This is a genomic window from Chitinophaga fulva, assembly GCF_012927205.1.
GTDB classification, from domain to species: domain Bacteria; phylum Bacteroidota; class Bacteroidia; order Chitinophagales; family Chitinophagaceae; genus Chitinophaga; species Chitinophaga fulva.
The window spans coordinates 2,761,205-2,782,491 of sequence record NZ_JABBGC010000001.1 but is presented as its reverse complement, the minus strand read 5'-3'; the positions used below and the strand labels follow the sequence as shown (position 1 = coordinate 2,782,491).

General features: G+C 48.9%; 12 protein-coding genes. 2 read left to right on the top strand and 10 right to left on the bottom strand.

Annotation, left to right across the window (positions count from 1 at the left end):
- Window position 1: 1 nt before the first annotated feature.
- The gene (locus tag HHL17_RS11545) at window positions 2-1,537 is read right to left on the bottom strand and encodes a RagB/SusD family nutrient uptake outer membrane protein (RefSeq protein WP_169224869.1); all 1,536 of its coding nucleotides are present in this window, start codon (window positions 1,535-1,537) and stop codon (window positions 2-4) included.
- Between the two features lie 63 nt (window positions 1,538-1,600).
- Window positions 1,601-4,678: a SusC/RagA family TonB-linked outer membrane protein gene (locus tag HHL17_RS11540; RefSeq protein WP_169224868.1), complete on the bottom strand. Its 3,078-nt coding sequence runs from the start codon at window positions 4,676-4,678 to the stop codon at window positions 1,601-1,603.
- Window positions 4,679-4,862: 184 nt separating this feature from the next.
- Here HHL17_RS11540 and HHL17_RS11535 point away from each other — a divergent pair, with 184 nt between their 5' ends.
- Window positions 4,863-7,745, top strand: a complete 2,883-nt coding sequence (locus tag HHL17_RS11535; RefSeq protein WP_169224867.1) for a ligand-binding sensor domain-containing protein — start codon at window positions 4,863-4,865, stop codon at window positions 7,743-7,745.
- Between the two features lie 102 nt (window positions 7,746-7,847).
- Here the strand turns inward: HHL17_RS11535 and HHL17_RS11530 are convergent, their stop codons facing one another.
- Window positions 7,848-9,227: a SpoIID/LytB domain-containing protein gene (locus HHL17_RS11530; RefSeq protein WP_169224866.1), complete on the bottom strand. Its 1,380-nt coding sequence runs from the start codon at window positions 9,225-9,227 to the stop codon at window positions 7,848-7,850.
- Between the two features lie 194 nt (window positions 9,228-9,421).
- A complete protein-coding gene (locus HHL17_RS11525; RefSeq protein ID WP_169224865.1) occupies window positions 9,422-10,651 on the bottom strand; it encodes a thioredoxin family protein in 1,230 nt (409 codons plus the stop codon).
- A gap of 275 nt (window positions 10,652-10,926) precedes the next feature.
- Between HHL17_RS11525 and HHL17_RS11520 the strand changes: the two genes are divergently transcribed.
- Window positions 10,927-11,532 (top strand): hypothetical protein, encoded by a 606-nt coding sequence (locus HHL17_RS11520; protein ID WP_169224864.1) that lies wholly within the window; start codon window positions 10,927-10,929, stop codon window positions 11,530-11,532.
- A gap of 114 nt (window positions 11,533-11,646) precedes the next feature.
- On the opposite strand, the gene HHL17_RS11515 is transcribed toward HHL17_RS11520, so the two are convergent.
- From HHL17_RS11515 to HHL17_RS11490, 6 genes are read right to left on the bottom strand one after another with little or no spacing between them, the layout of a single operon-like run.
- Complete coding sequence (locus tag HHL17_RS11515) at window positions 11,647-12,840, bottom strand: alpha/beta hydrolase family esterase (protein WP_169224863.1); 1,194 nt, start codon at window positions 12,838-12,840, stop codon at window positions 11,647-11,649.
- A gap of 8 nt (window positions 12,841-12,848) precedes the next feature.
- The gene (locus tag HHL17_RS11510; protein ID WP_169224862.1) at window positions 12,849-14,015 is read right to left on the bottom strand and encodes a thioredoxin family protein; all 1,167 of its coding nucleotides are present in this window, start codon (window positions 14,013-14,015) and stop codon (window positions 12,849-12,851) included.
- A gap of 8 nt (window positions 14,016-14,023) precedes the next feature.
- The gene (locus HHL17_RS11505; protein ID WP_169224861.1) at window positions 14,024-15,691 is read right to left on the bottom strand and encodes a PKD-like family lipoprotein; all 1,668 of its coding nucleotides are present in this window, start codon (window positions 15,689-15,691) and stop codon (window positions 14,024-14,026) included.
- 4 nt (window positions 15,692-15,695) lie between these two features.
- Complete coding sequence (locus tag HHL17_RS11500) at window positions 15,696-16,430, bottom strand: DUF4843 domain-containing protein (RefSeq protein WP_169224860.1); 735 nt, start codon at window positions 16,428-16,430, stop codon at window positions 15,696-15,698.
- A 30-nt stretch (window positions 16,431-16,460) separates the two neighbouring features.
- Window positions 16,461-17,864, bottom strand: a complete 1,404-nt coding sequence (locus tag HHL17_RS11495; protein WP_169224859.1) for a RagB/SusD family nutrient uptake outer membrane protein — start codon at window positions 17,862-17,864, stop codon at window positions 16,461-16,463.
- 28 nt (window positions 17,865-17,892) lie between these two features.
- Complete coding sequence (locus tag HHL17_RS11490; RefSeq protein WP_169224858.1) at window positions 17,893-21,252, bottom strand: SusC/RagA family TonB-linked outer membrane protein; 3,360 nt, start codon at window positions 21,250-21,252, stop codon at window positions 17,893-17,895.
- Window positions 21,253-21,287 lie beyond the last annotated feature (35 nt).

The following is a 21,287-nucleotide window of genomic DNA, read 5'->3' as shown; positions in this document are numbered from 1 at the left end:
ATTATTTGAGTCTTGGGTTTACATCTTCCTGTGCCTGCGGGATGGGAATATATTCACTTTGCCCCTTTACAAAACCCGGAAGCACGGTTGCTGCCTGATCTGTTCTCACCAGGTCATTAAATCTTTCGCCCCACCATTCGCAAATCAGCTCTGCATGGCGCTCATCCAGCAATTGCTGCAGCGTTACATTGGAAATAGAGGCCAGTTTCACACGGTTTCTGACCTGGTTTACCTGCGCATCCCCATTTTGCCCCTTGCGGATTTTGGCTTCCGCATTCATGAGGAGCACCTCTGCATAACGCATAATACGAACATTATTATTCGCGCCATAATAATCTATTCTATCAGGCGTCATCTGCGAGCGGGGAGAATAGGCTTTCCCATTGAAGTATTTTTTCCTTGATGCATTACCGGAGATAGTGTCCCCGTCAGGCGTAACGGAATAAGTATCCGGAGCACCATTAATCCCGCAATACTGGATCGTCGTTTTCAAACGAATGCTGTCGTTGCGTGCGGTGAGAAAATCCACGGCCTTTTGTGTGGGCACCATCCAACCCGGACCGGTAATGACAGGGCTGTAGGTATTTTCAGGCCCCTGAAAGAAGAAGAAGTTGCCCCACTCCTCACCGGGGCCGCCGGAAATGACGATATCGCCGGTCGACTTCCCGAAATCCGAATATTGCAGTTCCAGGATGGATTCATCGCATAACTTACCCGGCTTTTTAAACAGCTGATAATAATCGCCGAACAGCGAGAACTTGCCACTATTGACAATCTGGTTAGTGCAGTCCAGCACCACGTCCCAATAAGGACTGCCGCTATTATTACCGGCCAGGTCCATCGCTGCCTTCGCCTTTAACATCAGGGCGGCGTATTTGGTCACGGCGCCGATATGGGTGGCCGCGTTGGGACGGGCATCTTCCAGGTTCGCAATACAGAAATCCATTTCAGCGATAACGTGCTTTTTCACATCTTCAATGCTGCTCTTTGTAACACCGCCCAAGTTGGCGGGATCGTTGCTTTCTATGCCAAGAATAGGTACCGCACCATAAGTCCGGCAAAGCCAGAAGTGGGCCAGCGCTCTGTAAAAGCGGACTTCCGCCTGATATTTTGCCAGCAGTTTGGTTTTCTCCGCATCGTTGGCCGGGATATTCTTTCCGAATTTATCCAGTTCAGCCAGTGCGCTGTTAGCACCCAGCACCACCGAATACATGCTGATCCACATGTCGTTGATGCCCCAGTAACTTTTTACGGTCACATCACTTTGAAAATTATGAATGGCCACCTGCCCGGCATCGTCATTTCCCGGTGTCACATCATCACTGTGCACAGACCGGATGGCTACGCTGATCCATTTCCCAAAAGTGCCGCTGGCAGCCGTTCTGTACACACCAGACACAGGCTGGTACATCAGCGACAAATCTGTATAATCGATAGAGGTGACCTGAGGCTGGTTTTCCAATGGACGGTCCAAAAACTTGGAACAACCGGAAGATAAAAATATTACGAGGAATAAAATTGATATATAGCTTTTCATGTTTTCTTTTTTTGTTTGCTGTTACAGGAAACATTTTCGTTTATCCGTTCAGGAGATACCGCTTTAGAAAGTAGCCCTGACACCCAAGCTGTAGGTGGAAGAAACCGGGTAAACATTGGCATCATAACCGGAAACAGGGTAACCACCGCCTGTATTGGTGCCTACTTCAGGCGTAAAGCCGTTGTACCGGGTGAACATAAATGGCCTGTCAGCAGTGGCAAATACTCTCATCCCAATGGGAGATTGTTTACCTACATTAAAGTTATAACCCAGCTGAATATTCTGTATACGCAAATAAGCACCGCTCTCTACAAAAAAGGAATTGCTGACTTTAAACCAACCCTGGCCCAGTGCATACGCGGAAGGGTACGCATTGGTGGAGCCGGGGCCGGTCCACAGGCTGGTGGCAAATTTTTCATCCAGGTTGAGCGAGGTGGACGCCTTGTAAAGCCGTCCCCGGTTGAGGTTGAATATTTTATTCCCCGACACGCCCTGGAAGGCGATGCTGAAATCGAACTTTTTATAAGTCAGGCCTATGTTGAAACCATAGGTCATTTTAGGAAGATAACTTCCCATATTGATACGGTCTTTATCATCGAGGATGCCGTCGCCGTTCTGGTCTTTGTATTTAGGGAAACCAGGAACAATAGGCGATGAAGATGTCTGATTATAATGAACGGCAACAGGGTCATTATTAATCTCCTGTTGAGTTTGGTAAACACCGGTAAATTCATACCCGTAGAAATAGTTGATGGGCTCTCCCACGAGTATACGATTGGGGAATTCCGCCGTCCATTCCGGGAAACCACTGGTGGAGCTGGGGAGTGTTCCTAAATTGGTGACCTTGTTTTTTAAGGTTGATATATTGGCTCCTATCTGATACCCTACCTGTCCGATTTTATCATTCCAGTTCAGGGCAATGTCCCATCCGCTGTTCTGCATATCAGCCCAGTTACCGTAAATAGTGGTATACGTGAAGGGGAACGGCCGGTAGAAAGCAGCCTTCGTGGTTTTCCTGTTGTAATAGTCAACAGAGCCTTTTAATTTACCCCTGAACATTTCAAAATCAATACCCCCATCCCACTCTGTCACTACTTCCCAGCTGATATCCGTAAAGAACCGGTTGACGGAATACCCCGGCAGATATTGTCCATTGGCGCCGGCAGTGCTACCGAAAACAGCGGAAGTGCTGTTACCGGTCTTAACGATCGCATAGCCCGCATTGGCATTCACGCCGTCATTCCCCAGCTGTCCCCAGCTACCCCTGAGTTTTAAGAAATCAAAGATTTTCTGGTTCTTCATGAATGCTTCTTTGCTGAGCACCCATCCAAGGCCTACAGAGGGAAAGTACCCCCATTTCGTCTGGTATTTGGAGCTTCCGTCGGCACGGAAAGTGGCCGTCAACAGGTATTTGTTATCAAAGTCATAAGTAGCGCGCGTGAAATAGGAAAGCCCTGCATTACGAGTACCGTTCTCTCCATAGTAAGCAGCGTTGGGGGTACCCTGACCGGTATACCATGACTCTTCCACGTTGGGAACATTATCCGCTTCCGTCCGTGTCTGGCGCCAGCGCTCTTCCCTGGTGGACTGTCCCAACAATATGCTCCAATGGTGCATGCCTTTACTGTCCCTGTAGGTAAGGAGATTGTCCAGTATATAATTGGTGGTCCGCTCCTGGATAGAAGTTAGATGGGATACCGTAGAACCGGCGCCTGGGCCGGGATTCATCACGGGCCTGTATTTTGTTCCCAGCAACGAGCCGTATATCTGGCTTAACTGAGACCTGAACGTGATTTTATTCTCCCAGAAACCAGCTTCTGCATATAAAGTCGGTAAAACCTGGAATGCTTTGGACCGGTCGTAATTATAATAGGCAGAGGCCATCGGGTTTTTATCATCAGACCGTCCTATAACAGAAGGAGCCGTGAATTTTACAGGAAATGCATTGACATTGGCACTGTCATACACCGGGAACAGCGGGGAGGCCGTATAGGCGTCCAAAAATGCGGAGCTGTTGGGACTGAAAGTAACGGAATTATTAAAGATCGCGGAGAAGCCCACTTTCAGCCAGGGGAAGGCCCGGGCTTCCAGCTGCAGCCGTCCATTGTATCTTTTAAAGTTATTCAGCGCGTTCAGAATACCATCCTGGTAGGTATAGTTCAATCCCATGGAATAGGTGACCTTGTCGCTTCCTCCCTGAATGTCAATGCCGTGGTTGGTCAACAATGCGCTTTTTCTTAATATCACGTCATACCAGTCTGTGCTGGTGGTGGGATTAAGGCCATTGCCTCCGTATTTCTGGGAAGACAACAACACGGTGCCGGTGTCTGCAACAGACCCCCTTTGCAGGGAAAACGCAGTGTATTGTTGACCGTTAGCCATTTTCAGCACATGCGTTGGCTTCTGCACCCCTACGTAACCATTGTAGGTCACGCGGGTTTTCATGTTTGTTTTTCCCTTTTTTGTGGTGATCAATACTACGCCATTGGCAGCGCGCACACCATAGATAGCAGCACCGGACGCATCTTTAAGAATAGACATGTCGGCGATGTCATTGGGATTCAGAAAGCTGATATCGCTGACAAACATGCCGTCCACCACATATAACGGATTTTCATTATTAAATGATCCGACCCCTCGGATGCGGACATTGGGGGAGCTGCCCGGAACGCCGCTGGTGACCACCTGCACACCAGGAACACTTCCCTGCAGCGCCTCCATCGGAGTAGCGGTGGTCCGCTTCAGCATATTCTCTGTATTCACCGTCGTGACCGGAGCGGTGAGGTCGGCCTTCTTCTGGGTACCATAACCTACCACCACCACCTCATCCAGCCCGGTACTCGAAGACTCCAGCTGAATATTTAAAGTATTACCCGCAATAGCAACTACCTTTCTTTTAAATCCTACCATAGACACAACAATCGAGTCTGCGCTAGCAGGTACGGAAAGGGTAAAAGCCCCTGCTTCATTTGTAGAGGTACCGATAACCGTACCTTTTACACCTATTGAGGCCCCGATGACAGGTGTATTTTTGTCATCTGTTACAGTACCTTTTACAGTTTTGTTTTGGGCATTGGTTGTAAAATGGGTGATAATCGAAAGCAAAAGGGGGATAAAAATTCTGAAGAACTTTTTTTTCATACGCAAAATTTAGTTGTTGGCTCATTTCTGAAAATGTGGATCGTGGAAAAACAAAAGTAGGTGAGCCTGTCAGAAAACACTAAGAAAACCCTACTTCATTACTACGTCTTATCCCTTAATTCTCTATTTTTATGGCAAAAGACACTACTACAATACTACTACATCCACGTGAGGAGCTTGAAATATGAATAAGATCCTGCTTAATATCCTGTTTTTCTTTGGGCTGTTGTCAACATGCAACCATGCTGCGCACGCGCAAAATGGAACAGGCATTCCGGCAGTAGTCAACTACACGAAATTCGATTATCAGGGAGGCAGCCAGAACTGGGACATTGGGCAGGACAAACAACGGGTCATGTATTTTGCCAATAATGAAGGGCTGTTGAGTTTCGACGGCAGTCATTGGAAATTATATCCCCTGCCTAACAACACCGTTATATGGTCGCTTGCTATCAGTGACGACGGAAAAATCTTCGTCGGCGGACAAGATGAAATAGGATATTTTTCTCCAGGGACCAATGGTATGCTCACCTATACCTCCTTAAAAGACAAAATTCCGGAACAGCATAAAAAGTTTGCAGATGTATGGCATGTCGCCATCATGGGCAACAGGATTTTCTTCCAGGCCGATGACCGCATCTTCGAATATAACGGCCATTCAGTCCATGTCCACCTGTCTGGCTCCCAATGGCTTTTCATGGCCCGTGCTGGTGGGCAGATATATGCGTCAGACCGCGTTGCCGGACTACTGCAACTGCATGAAAACCAGTGGGTGCCACTGCAAGACGGTAAAAAGCTGGCAGGCGTGCTCATTGCCGGCATAGTCCCTATGGGGAAAGACAGTGTTTTTATTGTTACCAGGACAACTGGTATTTTTCTATTACACAACGGCGCCATCACCCCGCAAAAAAATAACGGACAAAATAATCCATACATCAACACTGCCGCAAAAATAAACGATGATGAATTTGCCATGGCCACCTCCTCCGGCGGATGCCTGGTAGTCAACATAAAAACCAATGTATGGCAGAGCTTCTCTGACGGACAAGGGCTTCAAAACAACAATGCACTGAGCATTTTTGTGGACGCCAACAGCAATCTGTGGACCGGACTGAATAGCGGCATCAGTTACATCAACTACAACTCCGCCATCAGGTACCTTCAGATTGGCAAAGCCAACAACCTGCCCGGTTACTCAACACGGGTTTTCAATAACAGGCTGTATGTGGGCACCTCCAACGGACTATACAGCGCCCCTCTGCCCAACAATGAAATCCATGTTACCAAAGATGATTTTTCCCTTGTAAAAAATACAGAAAACCGCGAAGCCTGGAACCTTCGTGAAATCAATGGCCATTTACTGCTCGGCAATGATATCGGGAGCTATGACATACAGGGCACCGATGCCCGGCTGATTTCCGGAGGCGCCGGCAGCTGGTATTTTCTGCCGATGTCGTCAATTTATCCGGCACGGGATATTATCGTAGGCACGTACAACGGCCTGAAACGGCTCCGGTATGAAGACAACAATTTTAAGGACGAAGGCAAAATGGAGGGTCTGCACGATTCCTACCGTTTTATGGCTTTGGATAACAACGGAGATATCTGGGCATCCCATCCCTATCGCGGTATTTACCGTTTCAGCTTATCACAGGACAAGAAAAAATATGCCTCTCATCTGTACACTCCCAACGATGGGCTGCCTTCTGCACTAAATAACTTTGTCTTCAAAATAAAAAATCAAATCCTTTTTGCTACCGCCCGGGGGCTCTATGAATTTAATCCCCAGACAAACAGGTTTTCCCCCTCAGCGTTCCTCTCCGCCGTGTTTGGCACCATGAAAGTACAGTACCTGACGGAAGACAAGGAAGGCAACATATGGTTTTGCAACGAAAAGGGAACAGGAGTCATACACTTCTTTCCCGCAGACGCCACCAGCAACCCAAACGTCATTTATTTTCCGGAGCTGGCCGGACAACTGCTGCCAAAGTTTGAAAACATATATCCCTATAACCGGGAAAACGTTTTTATTGGCTCTGAAAAAGGATTGATACATCTCGATTACAAAAGATATGCAGCGGCGAAGCCGAATGTCACCGTCCGGTTAGGAATGGTAAAATGCACCGGCAAGTCCGACAGCACCATCTTTGGCGGCTACCAGTACACCCATAACCAGGAAATCGAACCATTGCCATCCGGCTTTAATGCCTTTCATTTTGAATACAGCTCCCCATCCTATGAATCGCGGAAGAGCATAGCGTACAGTTACCAACTGGAAGGCTATGACAGCGACTGGTCTTCCTGGGACACCAAAACAGAAAAGGACTATACCAACCTGTCGAATGGAAAATACATCTTCAAAATCAAAGCCCGCGACAACCAGCATCATGAATCCGCAGTTGTTGCCTACAGCTTTGTGATAAAGGCCCCCTGGTACAAAACTATCTGGGCCATGCTGGGCTACATCTCCCTGCTCGCAGGACTGGTATGGCTGATACGAAAACAACAAAAACATAAACTGCTATTACAACAGCAAAAATTTGAAGAAGAGCAGAAAAGGCTGAAGTACATCCACCACCTGGAATTGGAAAAAAATGAAAAGGAAATCATCAAACTGCAAAATGAAAAATTAGCACAGGAGATCCTGCTGAAGAAAAAAGAACTGGCCAACACCAGTATGCACCTGATGGAAAAAGCCGATACCTTAACGAAGATAAAGGAGAAAGTCTCCCGCCTCAATCATGAGACGAACAGCGACAATGATATTAAAAGCATCACAGACCTGATCAAGGACACGGAAAAGATCAACGCCAACTGGGATGCGTTTGCCGCCCATTTTGATGAATTGAATGATGGTTTCCTGAATAAACTGAAAAAGCAATATCCACAGTTGACCAATACCGACTTAAAGATGTGTACCTATATCAAGCTGAATTTAACCACCAAAGAGGTTTCGCAATTGCTCAACATTACCGTCCGCGGAGTGGAAGTGAGCCGGTATAGGATCAGAAAGAAGATCGGCCTGCAAACGGAGCAGTCGCTCAGTAATTTCCTAAACCAGATTTAGGCAACACCAATATATATAGTGAAGGCCGGTAGTTTTGTGGACTACCGGCCATTGTATTAACAACATGGTTATTTCCGTAAGAACGTCTCACTACCGCTGTTATTACTGCACTACCACGCCGCCAGGGTTGTAGTAATGATTGAGTATCCACCGATAATCCTTATCACTGGCCCAGAAGCTGGAACCCCACTGGCACATGCCTCTGCCATGACCGTTGGTGGTGCGTCCGGCGCAACGGGCATCGGAGATGCAAGGCCATGAGCTGCCGGTACCACTGAATCCATCTCCGCAACCGGCGTTGTTATTTTCAGCAGAATACTCTGACCTGAAAATAGCGCCGTTCTGCGATAAATAGACGCCGGCAGTAGCGTTGGCGGCATTGATCGTGGACGAAGCTGTCTGGCTGCCCCATGCCTGTGAACAAGGCGTACTGGAAATATCATAGTTAGTTCTTATCGGATGCAGCACATGCCATGCGCCATAAGAGCGGTAAGCTACAGCACCTGCCTGCAGAGAAGCAGCTTTCCAGCTGGAAATCCACTCGTTGTCAAGTCCTGAGGCGGTATAAGATTCCAGGCTCATCACCTGTACGGAGCTACAGGTAAGGCAGGAGCAGTTGAGCCCCACGCGGATGCTGGCCGGTAAACTCAATGCGGCAGCAGCCTTGCCATAGGTAGTAACGCTGCGTTCAGCAGCTACGGCTGATACCTCGCGCTGTTGCGCTTCGCCGGCTGTTCTGTCCAGCAGCCCCTGACGCAGGTATTCCACCTCTTCGTTCCCTGTTCTGCCATCTGCTGGCGCAGCGACTTGTGAACCAACATTACGGAGCGTAATTTTAAACGTATAAGCGCCGGGTATGAGGTAGAAATTTTTCAATACATGGGTAACGAACCCTGATTTAGCAGCGCTGAGGGTAATGGTTTCAGGTTTTACAGACAGGTCGGCCGCAGGCGGTCCAGCGGGAAAACTGGTGCTGAAATAGCCCCTGCTGTCTGTTCTGGCGGTATGGCTGCCCAGGTCCAGCTCCACATCTGCGAGAGGTGCATGCGCATCTGCATCACTCAGGTAGCCGCTGATGGTGATAGTATTGGTATTTTCCGTGTTCCTGCCAGCAGCGGTATTCACCTGGGGGTCCAGGTGGATTTGAGCACGGATAACGGAATCTTCACCGGTGGAGAAATGAGTCTCCAGTTGTTGGTATCCCTGCCCGTTTACTACGAAAGTGAACTTTCCGTTTGTGGCAGGAAATGACACCACGCCGTTCTTTCCGGCTGTCAGCCGGCTTTCTTTTCCATCGGGCGCTTTCACGCTGATGGTAGCATCCGGGATGGCGAAGCCGGTAACAACGTCAGTAACGGTGAAGTCTATACGGGTAGTTTTAGCGTTGGACGGGTTGTCGGGATTACCGGCAGCATCCTTTTTTTCGCAGGAGCTGGCAATAGCACAACCGGCGAGGGCGATCATAAGGAATCGTTTTTTCATGTATGTAGATTTTGGGTTAAAGGTTTTTCAGGATCGTGGAATCTGTGAATCTTCGTGCTGCTTAATACTACACATACTGAAACTACTATTTATTACTGCAACCGCATTTCCGGAGAGTCGATGTAAATAAATGATAAAGCCGTGCCTGATACAGGCACGGCTTTATCGTTAAAAGACTTTTTCAGTGACTGAAATCAGTCCCAGTATTTCTCCCCTTTTTTCATTTTTTCAAGGGTAGATTCGTAGTTCTTTTTCTCGTCTCCTTCTGCTTTGTTCATGGCTTTTTCTTCCCATGCCAGTGCATCTGCCTTTTTACCGGCTTTATATAGCAGGTTGGCATACGTGTCCATGAAAGCGGGGATCTCATTGTCTTTGAAAGAGCGTTTGCTCCATTCCAGCGCCTCTTCTATGCATTTGGCATCATTGCATTTTTCGAAGATGGTCCAGGCATATTCATTCAGGGCCTGAGGATCTGCCTTGTGACCGTACTTTTTCATATAGGCCACAATGCTGGTCACTGCGTTATTAGCGTCTTTGGCAAAGACATAGTACTGAACTTTGGATTTCAGCATCAGTTCTTCTGCAATACCAGGGTATTTGGCTTTCACATCTTTTTCGATGCCAGCCCAGTCCGGCGCGGTGTTATCTTTGGTGCGCAGGCGGGGATATACCTCTTCGTTGGCGGCGATAGCCAGCACTTTTGCCTCTGCTTTACCGGCGCCCAGTACTTTATTCACTTTGTCGGCATGATGCAGGAACATGTCAAAACCCGGATCTTTAGAACTTTGGGTGAACCTGCTCACAAATTCGATATTGACAGGTGTATAGAGGTCTTTTTGTTGACTGAGATAGTCTTTGGCCACCAGGTTAGCATTGGCGTTATCGTATTTTTCCATCGCCAGGTAAGCCAGCTTACGCAGGAAAGCGGTATCTTTTTGGCCACCCTGGTATTTAGCCAGCTGCGGATAATACTGTTTGGACGGTTCCAGGGAAGCGGCACATCTTTCAATGAACCGGTCCGCGTCAGCGCCACCAATCTGCCGGTCCACGATCTCCCCGTTGGGGGCAAAGATGAGGAAAGTAGGATAAGCCCGTATGCTGTAATCCTTTTCTATCTGTTTGGCGTCAGCATACCATTTTTTAACATCCTCCCCGTCTTTGTCCGTCTGGTCCATCTGCACCTTTACATTGACATACTTGGCATTCATAAAGTTGCCCACGGATTCCTGGGGGAAAATATTAGCAGACATGTACTTGCAGGGCCCACACCAGGTGGTGTAACAGTCCACAAAAATGTATTTGTTTTCTGTTTTGGCTTTGGCTTTAACTTCAGCCCAGGTGGTTCCGTGCTCGAAATGCATGCCTTTATCCTGTGCTACAGCCATCAATGGCAGCCAGGAGGCTAACAAGAGGAGTTTTTTCATAACTAGTTGTGTGTTGGTTTAAGATATAGTCCGAATTTAAGGGAATTTCGTGTATAGCAAGCTGTTATATCTTTTATTCTTATCTAGATATCTCGCCGGGGCACGTAGCTATCCATTTAGTCTCATGACAAAAAACAACTCGCGGTAGTAATGTTATCCTGAAAAAAATAGTCGTCTTTTTACACCCCGTTTTTAATTTTTTGGAACAAATTTTATGCAATAATGATGAGGCATCTTTCGTGATGCCGTAATTCTTCACCACAATATAAAACGATATGAAACCATTAATTGTACCGGTATTAATGCTTATGATTTCCCTCACATTCGCCTGCAAGAAAGATCATCACGATACCCCTCCCCCTCCGCCTGGCGAAAATAAACCACCAGTTATACACAAACCATCTGTAGAATTTATCAGCATGAAAGTGGATGGCACCCTTTTTTCGGACTCACTGACAACCAAAAGTTACTTTCAAAAAACCAGTGATCAATTCTCCATGATCGAATTAAGGGGAACAGACCTTGCTGTGGGAAAAGCGGGAAAAGATAAAAAAGCGCTCCTGTACGTAAGGATCAACTTTCCCGGACACGAGATTAAAAAAGGGGTCTATGGCACTGTTACTACCGGCTTTGATAATTCCATTGCGTGGCAGACTTTCATTGATAGCTGGGGCCTCCAGGATATCTACACTGCATCGGGCAATTCTTCCAAACATCCGGATGCTCCCTTCCGTATAGAGATCACCCGTTATGATGATGCTTTTATTGAAGGTACTTTCAGCGGGAGGGCTTTCGGAGGCACACAGGATGTAAGCGGCATAAAAGAAATCACCGAAGGCAACTTCAAAATCGCCAGGGATAGTGTGGTAGTGCTTAAATAGAACTACACCAGCACATCTTCTTTTTCTATTTTCACGCAAAAATACGAATATCTCTAAACGTAAAAAGGGATGATACCATCTTCAGGCATCATCCCTTTTTCAAAAACTGATGGTTTAATTTTTTGTGAGGCTCACCTCCGTATTCTGCGTAGTGCCATTCAACGCACCCTCCAGCACAATCTTACCGTTAGCCGCATTAGCCAGCGCTTCTATCTGCAAATTACCACCGGACAGGCTTACATTAAAACCTGCTGGTGCGGCAGCTACCCTCACCGTTACATTGTTCGCACTCCGTACGGGAATGGTGTAGGTATTGCCGGGTGTAAAACCAAGGGTATTCTGTTTCACACCTACATATGCGCCCGTCGGCTTGTTCAGCGGGTTAGCCCGCATGAATTCCCACATGTAGGTGATAATGTTGTTCCAGTTGATACCATGGTCCGCCTCGGGGATAGAGTAGAATTCAATATTACCGTTACCGTTGCCCCATTTGACAGGCAGCAACGTATAGGTACCGGCAACAATAGACTGCTGGCCTTTAATACTGTCTTTAGCGTAGTAGCCGCCCATTACATCGGCCCATACCCTGATATTGTCCAGCGCTGCGGCATGATTCACCGAGGCATCTTTCTGCCCGTTAAACGCACGCACAGCGGTAGTCCGCACGGGGGCGGTAAAATCGACCAGCTTCATCTGTCCGGATACCGGGCATGCTGCGGCAAATACATCACTCATCTCACGGGCCAGCACAAACGAAAAGATAGCACCGCTGGAATGCCCGCAGGTGTATATCCGGTTGGCATCTACCGTTGGCGTGGAGGCTTTAAAGAAAGCGATCATCGCTTTTACAAACGGGATATGCTTTTCGGAGAACTGCCAGTTGACAGCTCCCGGTTCAGCGGTGCCGGCAGGAAATACGGTAATGATATTAGCCGTATCTGCCAGGCGGTTGAGCGGGTCTTGTGGCGTCACATTCAGGATAGGGTCTGGCGGCGTGCTGCCGGCAGTATAGGTATAACTCCCGTGGAAGTTAAACACCAGCGATATCGGCTTCTGCGGGTTCAGTGAAATAGGAAAATAATATTTAAACTCCCTTTTTACCTTTTCGCCGGTGGGCATGGTCACATCGAGGACGACCTTGTTGACGCCTGATTTGAGAACGCCGTCGGGCCACTGGTCCGGGCCATCGGGATTAAACAGTTGCCCGCCAGGCACCTGCTCTTTCTGCTGTGGCGCATATATGCTGGTGTCTTTTTTACAGGAAAGCAGCCCTGCGGCAACAGCCAGTAAACAGATATATTTTTTCATGGACAAAGCTATTTGGTGTTTTTTGTCTTGACCGGCTTGGCTTGCAACCCTGGCGGCCTTAATGAGTACTCCTTTGCGCCGATGGCCGGTGTGGCAATCAGACCGGCGCCCTGCTTCGGCTGTTGACGGATAATGTATTCCAGCAGGCGGGCATAGTTAAAGTGTGCAATGCCATTTTCCCTGTCGGGCACATTGTAGGCGGCATACTGCGCCAGTTTGGCCAATACGGCTAGCTGCGCTTCGGGCATGGCGGCGTTGTCGTCCCGTACCCTTACCATAAAGTCAAGATCGGCACACAGCTCCTGGTTGCGGTTACCGGCCTGTAACAGCATACTATCTGCGAGTAGGCCTGCCCGTTGGTAGTCACGGTTTTTCATCGCTTCCTCAAAACGTTGTTTGGCGATGAGATAAGAACGGCCTTCAAATGCGGGCGCCTGTTGCAATACAGACACTTCCCGCTCCCAACGGTACAAGGCGTATAGCTGATCGGCCACAGCTTCCTGGCCATACAACCGGCTGTATTTCTCCGGCTGGCGCAGCAACTCCTGGCTCAACGGATGCTGCCTGTCGCGGATAAAGCGGGTATAGTATTCCCAGATATCAGCATTGGTCAGATCTTGTCCTTTTATACTGAGCAGCTGGCTGAACTTTTTCTCTGCCGCCTCCCGCTGATAAATACTGGAGAGATAATAAGCCATGTTGTACAGGTAAGCTGCATCGGCTGCGCCCTGTTTCTCCCGGTCATACAGAAATACCGAATTACGGTCACGGCTCAACGCGGAAGCACCTGTAAACAGGAAGATGTCTTCATCCTGCCGGCTGGTGGAAAAATGCACCGCGTTTTCCGTAGCCGGATCGATGAACACAAAGGTGGGATACACCTTCACACCGTATTTACGCGCCAGCACACTCCCATCGGGAGATTCAGCGTCAATCTTCAGGTTGATGAAGTGGCTGTTGTAAAAATCTCCCACAGCACGGGTGACAAACACTTCATCGGCCATGGCGCGGCAAGGGCCGCACCACTGCGTATAAAAATCGATGAAGATGAGTTTTTTTTCCTGCTTCGCCTGTTGCAGCGCTTCGCTCCAGCTGATGTGGGAAAAGCGGAGCCCTTTCCCGGCATAAGCCATGGTAGCAAAAAGCAGGGCAATGATGGTCAGTATCTTTTTCATGATGCCTATCAGATTTTATCTACTAATACGCCGTTCCTGTCTACCCCATCCCGTTGGTGGGTCTGGTATTTAATCCGGATATCAACCGGGTTACCGGATACGGCTTCATACTTTTTATCAAACTTCAGGCTGATGGCGGCGTTGTCAAACAACATTTTCACCACATCGCCACGAAGCGGCCCATCACCGCTGGTGGTGGCGCCATAACGGGACACGGCCATCAGCAGGTTCTGCTCTGTACGGGACACGGTAAACGCCTTGATAGCAGCGTCGCTGCCATAACCCATGCTGCTCAGGTCTGCAATAGGATCAGCTGGAGCCGCACCGCTCTGGATATTCAACACGTTATACCGGTAAATACGGCTGCCGGAACTGAACAACAGGTAAGGAGAATAACGCATCATATAAAAACGGCTGTCCTCATTGATCAGGTTATTATTCACTTCCACTTCGCCGTTCACAGCAAAAGGCATAGTGGCCTGCTGCGTGGCGTTACCGGGCATAGTCAGGTACACCAGTTTGGTTTTAGTGCCATTATTCAGCACGGCCACACACTTATTGGGCGTGGAAGTATGGGTGGCGTAGATCATTTTGTATCCCGGATAAGTGGGCAGGTATTCCTTGTTATCCTTGTCCACAATGGTTAATGGCCGGTTGCCGTAGTTACTGTACAGAAAACGTCCGTTCGTATTGTCGAACAACAAGGCATAACTGGATACGTCAAAGCCGCGCATCTTCAGCGTGGGACTGGCCTGCGGCGAATTAGCAACAGAGGCGAAACACAATGCCGGCGCCAGGTATCCCTTGTCTATTTTCTGGTTCGCGTACACGGTAATGCGGTCCTTGTCCAACATATCAGTATACAACGCACCGCCGGAAATAACATACAGGCGGCCATTCTGGTTAATGCCTCCATAAGGATTGTGGTTCCACATCTCTACCTGGTATGCTGCATACTCCGGGCTAAAACCGGATACGTCCTGTACCGGGTATGGTGGCAGGAATGAAGCGAAAGTGGCGCCGGTGACATAGTTGAAATTATATTTAGGCCCCATCGTATTTTTATAGATGATCTTCATCCCCTCTGCTGTGATCACCTGTACACTGCCGGACGTATCCGCAAAAGGCTGCTGATTGGCCATGGTATTGTAACCGATACAAATCTGCTTCGGACCGGTGCCCAGTGCTTGCCCAAAACGCTGCTGGTAATAGTTGACCGCAAAATCAGCCTCCTTGTCCAGGCGCTGGTAAGACAGCTCCGCCCTGCCATTATAGTTACTCAGCACCAGCAGCAGGTCGCCGGCGGTGGCAGAGACAACACGCAAACTAAAACGGAAATAGGATTTTACGCCATTGTCCTTGTCGGTAACGATAAAACGGGCCAGGTGGTCCCCGGTGGCCATATTTACTTTCAGATGCAGGTCCTTCTTCGTGGACAGGATCACCCGGCCTATTTCCCATGCGTAGGTGAAGCGGGAAGTATCAGCATACTGGGTGCCTTTCAGGTCCACTTTTATATTCAGCGAGTCGTCCTGATCGCGCTCATAGCGGCTCTCCAGGCCTTTAAGACTCAGCTCATTCAGTTCTGTATAGTCGTAGTTTCCTTTGTCTTTGTAGCAGGAAGATACCGCCGCTGCCACCAGGAACATACCCGATAGTAATTTTATTTTTTTCATAATGCTACGGTACAAGTTTGTCAATTAATACCCTTGCGTGGGTTTCTTTATCGTAGGTGGGATTCTGGGCCAGATAAGACCGCAGTGAGGAAAAATACGTCGACACCTGGTTCGCATTCATCGGGTAATCCGAATTGGCATCTCTGAAGCTGGGATGAAACGCCATCAGTATTTTCCATTTCTCCGGATGATAGTAATACAGGCCATAGCCTTCATACTTTTTCCACCATTTGGGCTCTGATAGATAATTGTTCAGATAGAGATCGATGACGGCACCCTTTTGGGTCCCCTTGTCAAAATCCTCACTGCTCTCCATGCGAAGCCGCAACCGGCGGTTCTCCTGCGTGATATGGCTGCTATTGAGCTTACTACGCAACACCACAATATAGAGAGTGTCCTGGATAAGCCCCTTTCCAAAGGTGTTCAGCTCTTTCAGCCCTTCGTAATGCACACCTTCCTGTGCGGTAGTCGAGTCTTTATCGATAGAAATACGGTACTGCCTGTTCTTGTCAGCCTGCTGTCCCATCACCCGGATGCCGATTTTGGCGGTATCTTTTATAATGGAATCAGGCCGCATCCCGAAGGAGAACACTACTTTGTTGTACTCTATTACCTGCGTATAGTAGAGGTAGTTATAGGCGAAGTAGATCTTGTCCTTTTCTGTGTAGGTAAGACCGGCATCTTTGGTGCAGGAGGCAGCCAATAACGCCAGCGCATATATGATAATCAGTTTTTTCATATGCTTTGTTGATAGCGGTCAGAAAATCATTTACCGGTTCCCTGTTTCCAGTTCTTTGTCAGGTATCGGGAATACAAAAATGTTGTTGGACGGTTGGATGTCCCCTGTACCTGAAGTATTGCGGATAGCCCTGTTCAGGCGTTTGTAGGCAAAGAACAGCTGACCTTCTCCCGGGAATTCACGGACAATTTCCTCGAAGATATTGTCCCGGGTGATGTAATGCCAGTCAGACACGTTCCTGATACGGGAACGCCGCAGGTCATTGAGATACTGCAACGAGAGATTACGATCGGTGTCATAATACGCCTCCGTCAAAATCAGGTACATTTCAGCAAGCTTGATCAGCGGAATTTTAGGGGTAAAAGTGACAACTTTGCCGCGGGTGTATTTGGTCACCTTATTGAGATCGAACCAAAGCTGGTAACGGGCATCGTCTGTATTGGAGCCATAGATACCTGCTGCATCGCCGAAAGGCAGCTTGGCAAAAGTAGTACTGGTTTCTGTTTTGATATCAAAATGCACTTCGTTGGACAGCTCCGGAATGGTTTTGTTACGCAGTGAAAAGATATGTTCATCAGAGAACAGGATGTCTCTTTTGTTCTCATCCACATCTACGCTGGCTTTAAAATCGAGCAGCCGGAACTTACGGGAATCCACCACCTCTTTGGCGCAGCGGATAGCATTGGCTTTATCACCCATTGTCATATAAACACGGGCCATCAGCGCCTTTACGGCGTATTTGTTCATACGCGCCACATCACGGTCTGCCACGTTCTTGTCTGCTGATTGGTAAGGCACTTTGTTATTGATGGCATCTACTTCGTCCAGGTAGGCCCACGCTGCTTCCAGATCGGCCAGCACCAGCTGGTAACATTCTGCCAGCGTATATACCGGCGGCAACGCTACCCCGAACTGTTTGTTATAAGGAATGCCTTTAGCCTGATGATTAAACTTGATATCCTCGCAGAACATGCGCATCAGGTCAAAGTGCAGGTAGGCCCGCAAAGCCAGCGCTTCTCCCAGCACCTGTTTACGGACATTCGGCCGCATCACGGCCCCGTTTTTCTGTTCCCAGCGAACGATATTATTGATAGCGGCGATATTACCATACATATCTGTCCATACGGCGTCTATCTGTCCGCGTACAGCTGCATCTTTATACTGGTAATCACGGTAAGGCTTATACGATTCGGAGATACTGGTATAGCTGTAATACTGCCCCAGTACATCCAGTAATTCAAAGCTCAGTTTACGGCCGTAAAGATTCTTTTCCGCCATCTGGTTATACGCGCCGGCGAGGGCATCTGTAAAACCCTGCTCCTTGCTAAACAGCTTGTTTTCATCCACCTGGTTGATCAGATCTACATCGAGCCATTTTTTACACGATGAAAATATCAGCATCAGCATGCTCAGTATCAAAAGCCTGGATTTCATGTGTGAAGATTTAAAGGATGATAGAGATTTAGAAAGTGACATTGAACCCGCCATTATATGTTTGTGCATAAGGATACATCGTTCCTCTTTCCGCTTTTACGGTCGACAATCGGAACAACTCTGTGGCAGAGCATTGCAGCCTTATCCGTTCTGCCCTCATTTTCTTTGACAGCACAGTCGGCAGGTCATAAGTCAGGGAGAGGGACGAAAGCGTCAACAGGTTATTATCCTGCACAAAGCGGGAAGTCTGATAGGTAGGTGATTTATCATCAATCCGCTTGAACCTGGCCGTGCTGCCGGGCTGTTGCCAACGGTCATACAACACTCTCCTGTCGGCATTAAACAGCGGGTCAGCGCCTTCCACATTCGTTTTGAGCGTAGAGTTGAAGATCTTGCCGCCCACACGATAAGAGAAAATCGCCAGCAGGTTGAATCCTCTCCAATTCAGGTTGGAACTGAAGGTGCCTTCCACAGTGGCGCGGGTATCCCCTATCACTACTTTGTCGCGGTAATCATAATCGAAAGTATATTCTCCGTTCCGTTTGATATAGATCTCATTACCGGTGGCAGGATCGATGCCGGCAGAACGTACCACCATCAGCGCGCTCTGTGAGCGGCCTACTTCGTAGGTACGCAGCGGTTTGGGTCCTATCGCGTTGGAGTCTTTGTTGGCTTCGGCATTCATGGCCTGCAACGCATTGGAGAGCTTCTGTATTTTGTTCTGGTTGCTGATAGCGGCCAGTGTCACGCTCCAGTTGAAATTCCGTTTAGCGTCACGGATCAGGTTCATGCGCACGCGTACGTCCACGCCGCTGTTTTTCATCTGGCCCATGTTTTCCACATAGCTGGTAAAACCGGTGGAAGGCGCCACATCGATAGGCAGCAACAGGTTATCGGTCAACTTAATATAACCGTCCACGTTAATCTGCAGGAAATTGCGGAACAGTGTCAGGTCGCCGCCTACGTTGTAGGACAGGGTATTCTGCCATCTGAGGGAGGAGTTGCCAAAACCCATCAGGCGCGCACCGAGGTTACCGTTGTACTCACTGTTCTGGCTGTACCGGTAAGCAGTGAGGGCCTGGCTGGAAGAGAAGTTGACCGTACCGGTGCTACCTGCTGAAGCGCGGATTTTCAGGGTATTGGTATTGGTGCCCCAGAAGCGCTCCTTGTTCACGTTCCAGGCCATACCTACTGCCCAGAAGGGCGCAAAACGGGAGTCTCGGCCAAACTTGCTGGAACCATCTGTGCGATAGGAGGCGTCGATATAATAACGGCCATCATATCCATAGTTGAGGTTACCGAAGAAACCGATCATTCTCGATTTATCGAATACGCCGGAAGGTTTGGAATTCTCTTTGAACTGGGCGGCATATTCCACAAAAGTCATGTTATCATTGAGGAAGCCGGTGGCGGTAAAACCGCTGCCACTCTTGAAATTAGTGAGCACATTGGCGCCCACGCCCACATTGATCACATGTTTGTCTATTACCTTGTTATAGGCGAGTGTTACGTTACCGTCCACATTCAGCATTTCTGTATTCAGAGCGCGGTACTCCCCTTTCTTTTCCGGCTCAGGTACGGTGGCGTATTCGGAGGAGAAGGGAGAACGATAGTACTCCGATTTTTCCAGCTGTTTGGTCAGGCTGGCACGGCCTTGCAGGCGCAGCGCCGGGATGATCCGCCAGTCGATGCTGAAGTTGTCCTGTATGGCCACATATTTGGTAAAGTCCTTCTGTGGCAGCGTGGCGTTGATCAGCGGATTATCGCGGCCGCTGCTTAGTTTGAGGATGAAGTTACCGTTATCATCGTATATGCGGTCGTGTGGGTTTTCTTTGGCGAAAATATCGAAGGAACCATAGGGGGAATTATTGCCGATTACTTCATCCACGAAGAGGTCGTTGCGCACCAGGAAGTTCTGGCCGATATCGTAGTTAAAGGTGATACCGATGCCATTGCGTTTACGGTCAGACCCTTTCATAACACCTTTATCATTGTCGTTGCGCAGCGTGATACCGTAGCGGAAATTCTTATCGCCGCCTTCGAAGAAGAGGTTGTAGCGCTGGTTGACGGAGGTCCGGAGTGGCTTGCTCAACCAGTAGGTGTTCACCCCTCTCATTACCTCTTTATATTTTTCATTGTATTTAATGTCAAGGTCCAGCTGTGTATCATAGTTCTTCAACGGATCTGTCCATTTGCCGGCCAGTTTCTCATACTGCAGTTTTTCCTGTGCGTTCATGAGGTTGTAGTCTCGCAGGTCCGGTGCAGACACGATGTAGTTGGCATTAAGGGAAACCCTTATCTCACCGGCTTTCGGGCGGATGGTGCGGATCACGATCACGCCGTTGGCGCCGCGGGAGCCGTACAATGCAGTAGCGGAGGCATCTTTCAGGATGGTGATCGTTTCGATACGGTTCATGTCCAGATCGTATATGCGTTCGGCACCTGCTTCCACCCCATCGAGGATAAACAGCGGGCTGTTGGGGTTGGTCTTCCCGTCATCTGCCGAACCACGCAGGTCGAAGCTGTTTTCGCCGCGGATGGTGATCTCCGGTACCCTGTTGGGGTCCGAGCCAAAGTCGATGCTTTCTTTCAATGATACCGCCGGGTCCAGCAGGGAGATGGTTTGCAGCACATTGGCAGTACCTACCTGGCGGATTTCCTGGCCTGTGATGGTCCTTTCCGCACCGGTAAAGGATTCGCGGGACTTGACGAAGTAGCCTGTCACCACGTTTTCTTTCAGTTGACCGACGGCTTCCTGCAGTTTTACTGTGATCGCAAAAGGACCTGCGGCTGTTTTCAGCAGGGCAGCCTGGCGGTTGTCAACAGCGGCGGCAGTGTAGCCGTTACCGTTTTTAACAACGCGTACTTCCATCGGTTCGAAGCCCATCATGGAAACCACCAGCACGGCGTTGTCCGGGATGTTCTTTAGGGAGAAATGCCCGTGCGTGTTGGTCACTGCGCCGATGGAGCCGCCTTTCACCCGTACAGAAGCGCCTGGCAGCGGCGTGCCCTGGGCAGACAGGATGATGCCCCGTACGGAGTCGGGCGGCAGCGCTGCATCGGCAACCGGCACCGACATGGCGGAAGGAGCGGCTGTTTTTTCTGAGATAATAATGTTTTTACCCGCAATGCGGAAAGTAAGTGGCTGGTCTTTCAGCACCAGTTGCAGGAAATCGGCCACTGGCATATCCTGTACGTTAAGGGAGGCGGCATGGGCAGTCTCCAGCAAAGCGGCATTACCGAATACCACGTATCCGGTCTGGCTTTTGACGGCGTTAAATACCTTTTGAAGGGAGGCGCGCCGCTCAGAGAAGGAAACGGTCTGGGAAAGGCCCGTTCCATGTACATGCAGCATGGCTACTGTCAATAGACAAATGGTTGATTTCATTGCGATCAGAATTTTGGCTACCGGCCGTCGCCTTC

Bases quoted from the DNA above. Each gene is read 5' to 3' on its own strand.
- HHL17_RS11545 (WP_169224869.1), bottom strand. From the start codon at position 1,537: ATGAAAAGCTATATATCAATTTTATTCCTCGTAATATTTTTATCTTCC.
- HHL17_RS11540 (WP_169224868.1), bottom strand. From the start codon at position 4,678: ATGAAAAAAAAGTTCTTCAGAATTTTTATCCCCCTTTTGCTTTCGATT.
- HHL17_RS11535 (WP_169224867.1), top strand. From the start codon at position 4,863: ATGAATAAGATCCTGCTTAATATCCTGTTTTTCTTTGGGCTGTTGTCA.
- HHL17_RS11530 (WP_169224866.1), bottom strand. From the start codon at position 9,227: ATGAAAAAACGATTCCTTATGATCGCCCTCGCCGGTTGTGCTATTGCC.
- HHL17_RS11525 (WP_169224865.1), bottom strand. From the start codon at position 10,651: ATGAAAAAACTCCTCTTGTTAGCCTCCTGGCTGCCATTGATGGCTGTA.
- HHL17_RS11520 (WP_169224864.1), top strand. From the start codon at position 10,927: ATGAAACCATTAATTGTACCGGTATTAATGCTTATGATTTCCCTCACA.
- HHL17_RS11515 (WP_169224863.1), bottom strand. From the start codon at position 12,840: ATGAAAAAATATATCTGTTTACTGGCTGTTGCCGCAGGGCTGCTTTCC.
- HHL17_RS11510 (WP_169224862.1), bottom strand. From the start codon at position 14,015: ATGAAAAAGATACTGACCATCATTGCCCTGCTTTTTGCTACCATGGCT.
- HHL17_RS11505 (WP_169224861.1), bottom strand. From the start codon at position 15,691: ATGAAAAAAATAAAATTACTATCGGGTATGTTCCTGGTGGCAGCGGCG.
- HHL17_RS11500 (WP_169224860.1), bottom strand. From the start codon at position 16,430: ATGAAAAAACTGATTATCATATATGCGCTGGCGTTATTGGCTGCCTCC.
- HHL17_RS11495 (WP_169224859.1), bottom strand. From the start codon at position 17,864: ATGAAATCCAGGCTTTTGATACTGAGCATGCTGATGCTGATATTTTCA.
- HHL17_RS11490 (WP_169224858.1), bottom strand. From the start codon at position 21,252: ATGAAATCAACCATTTGTCTATTGACAGTAGCCATGCTGCATGTACAT.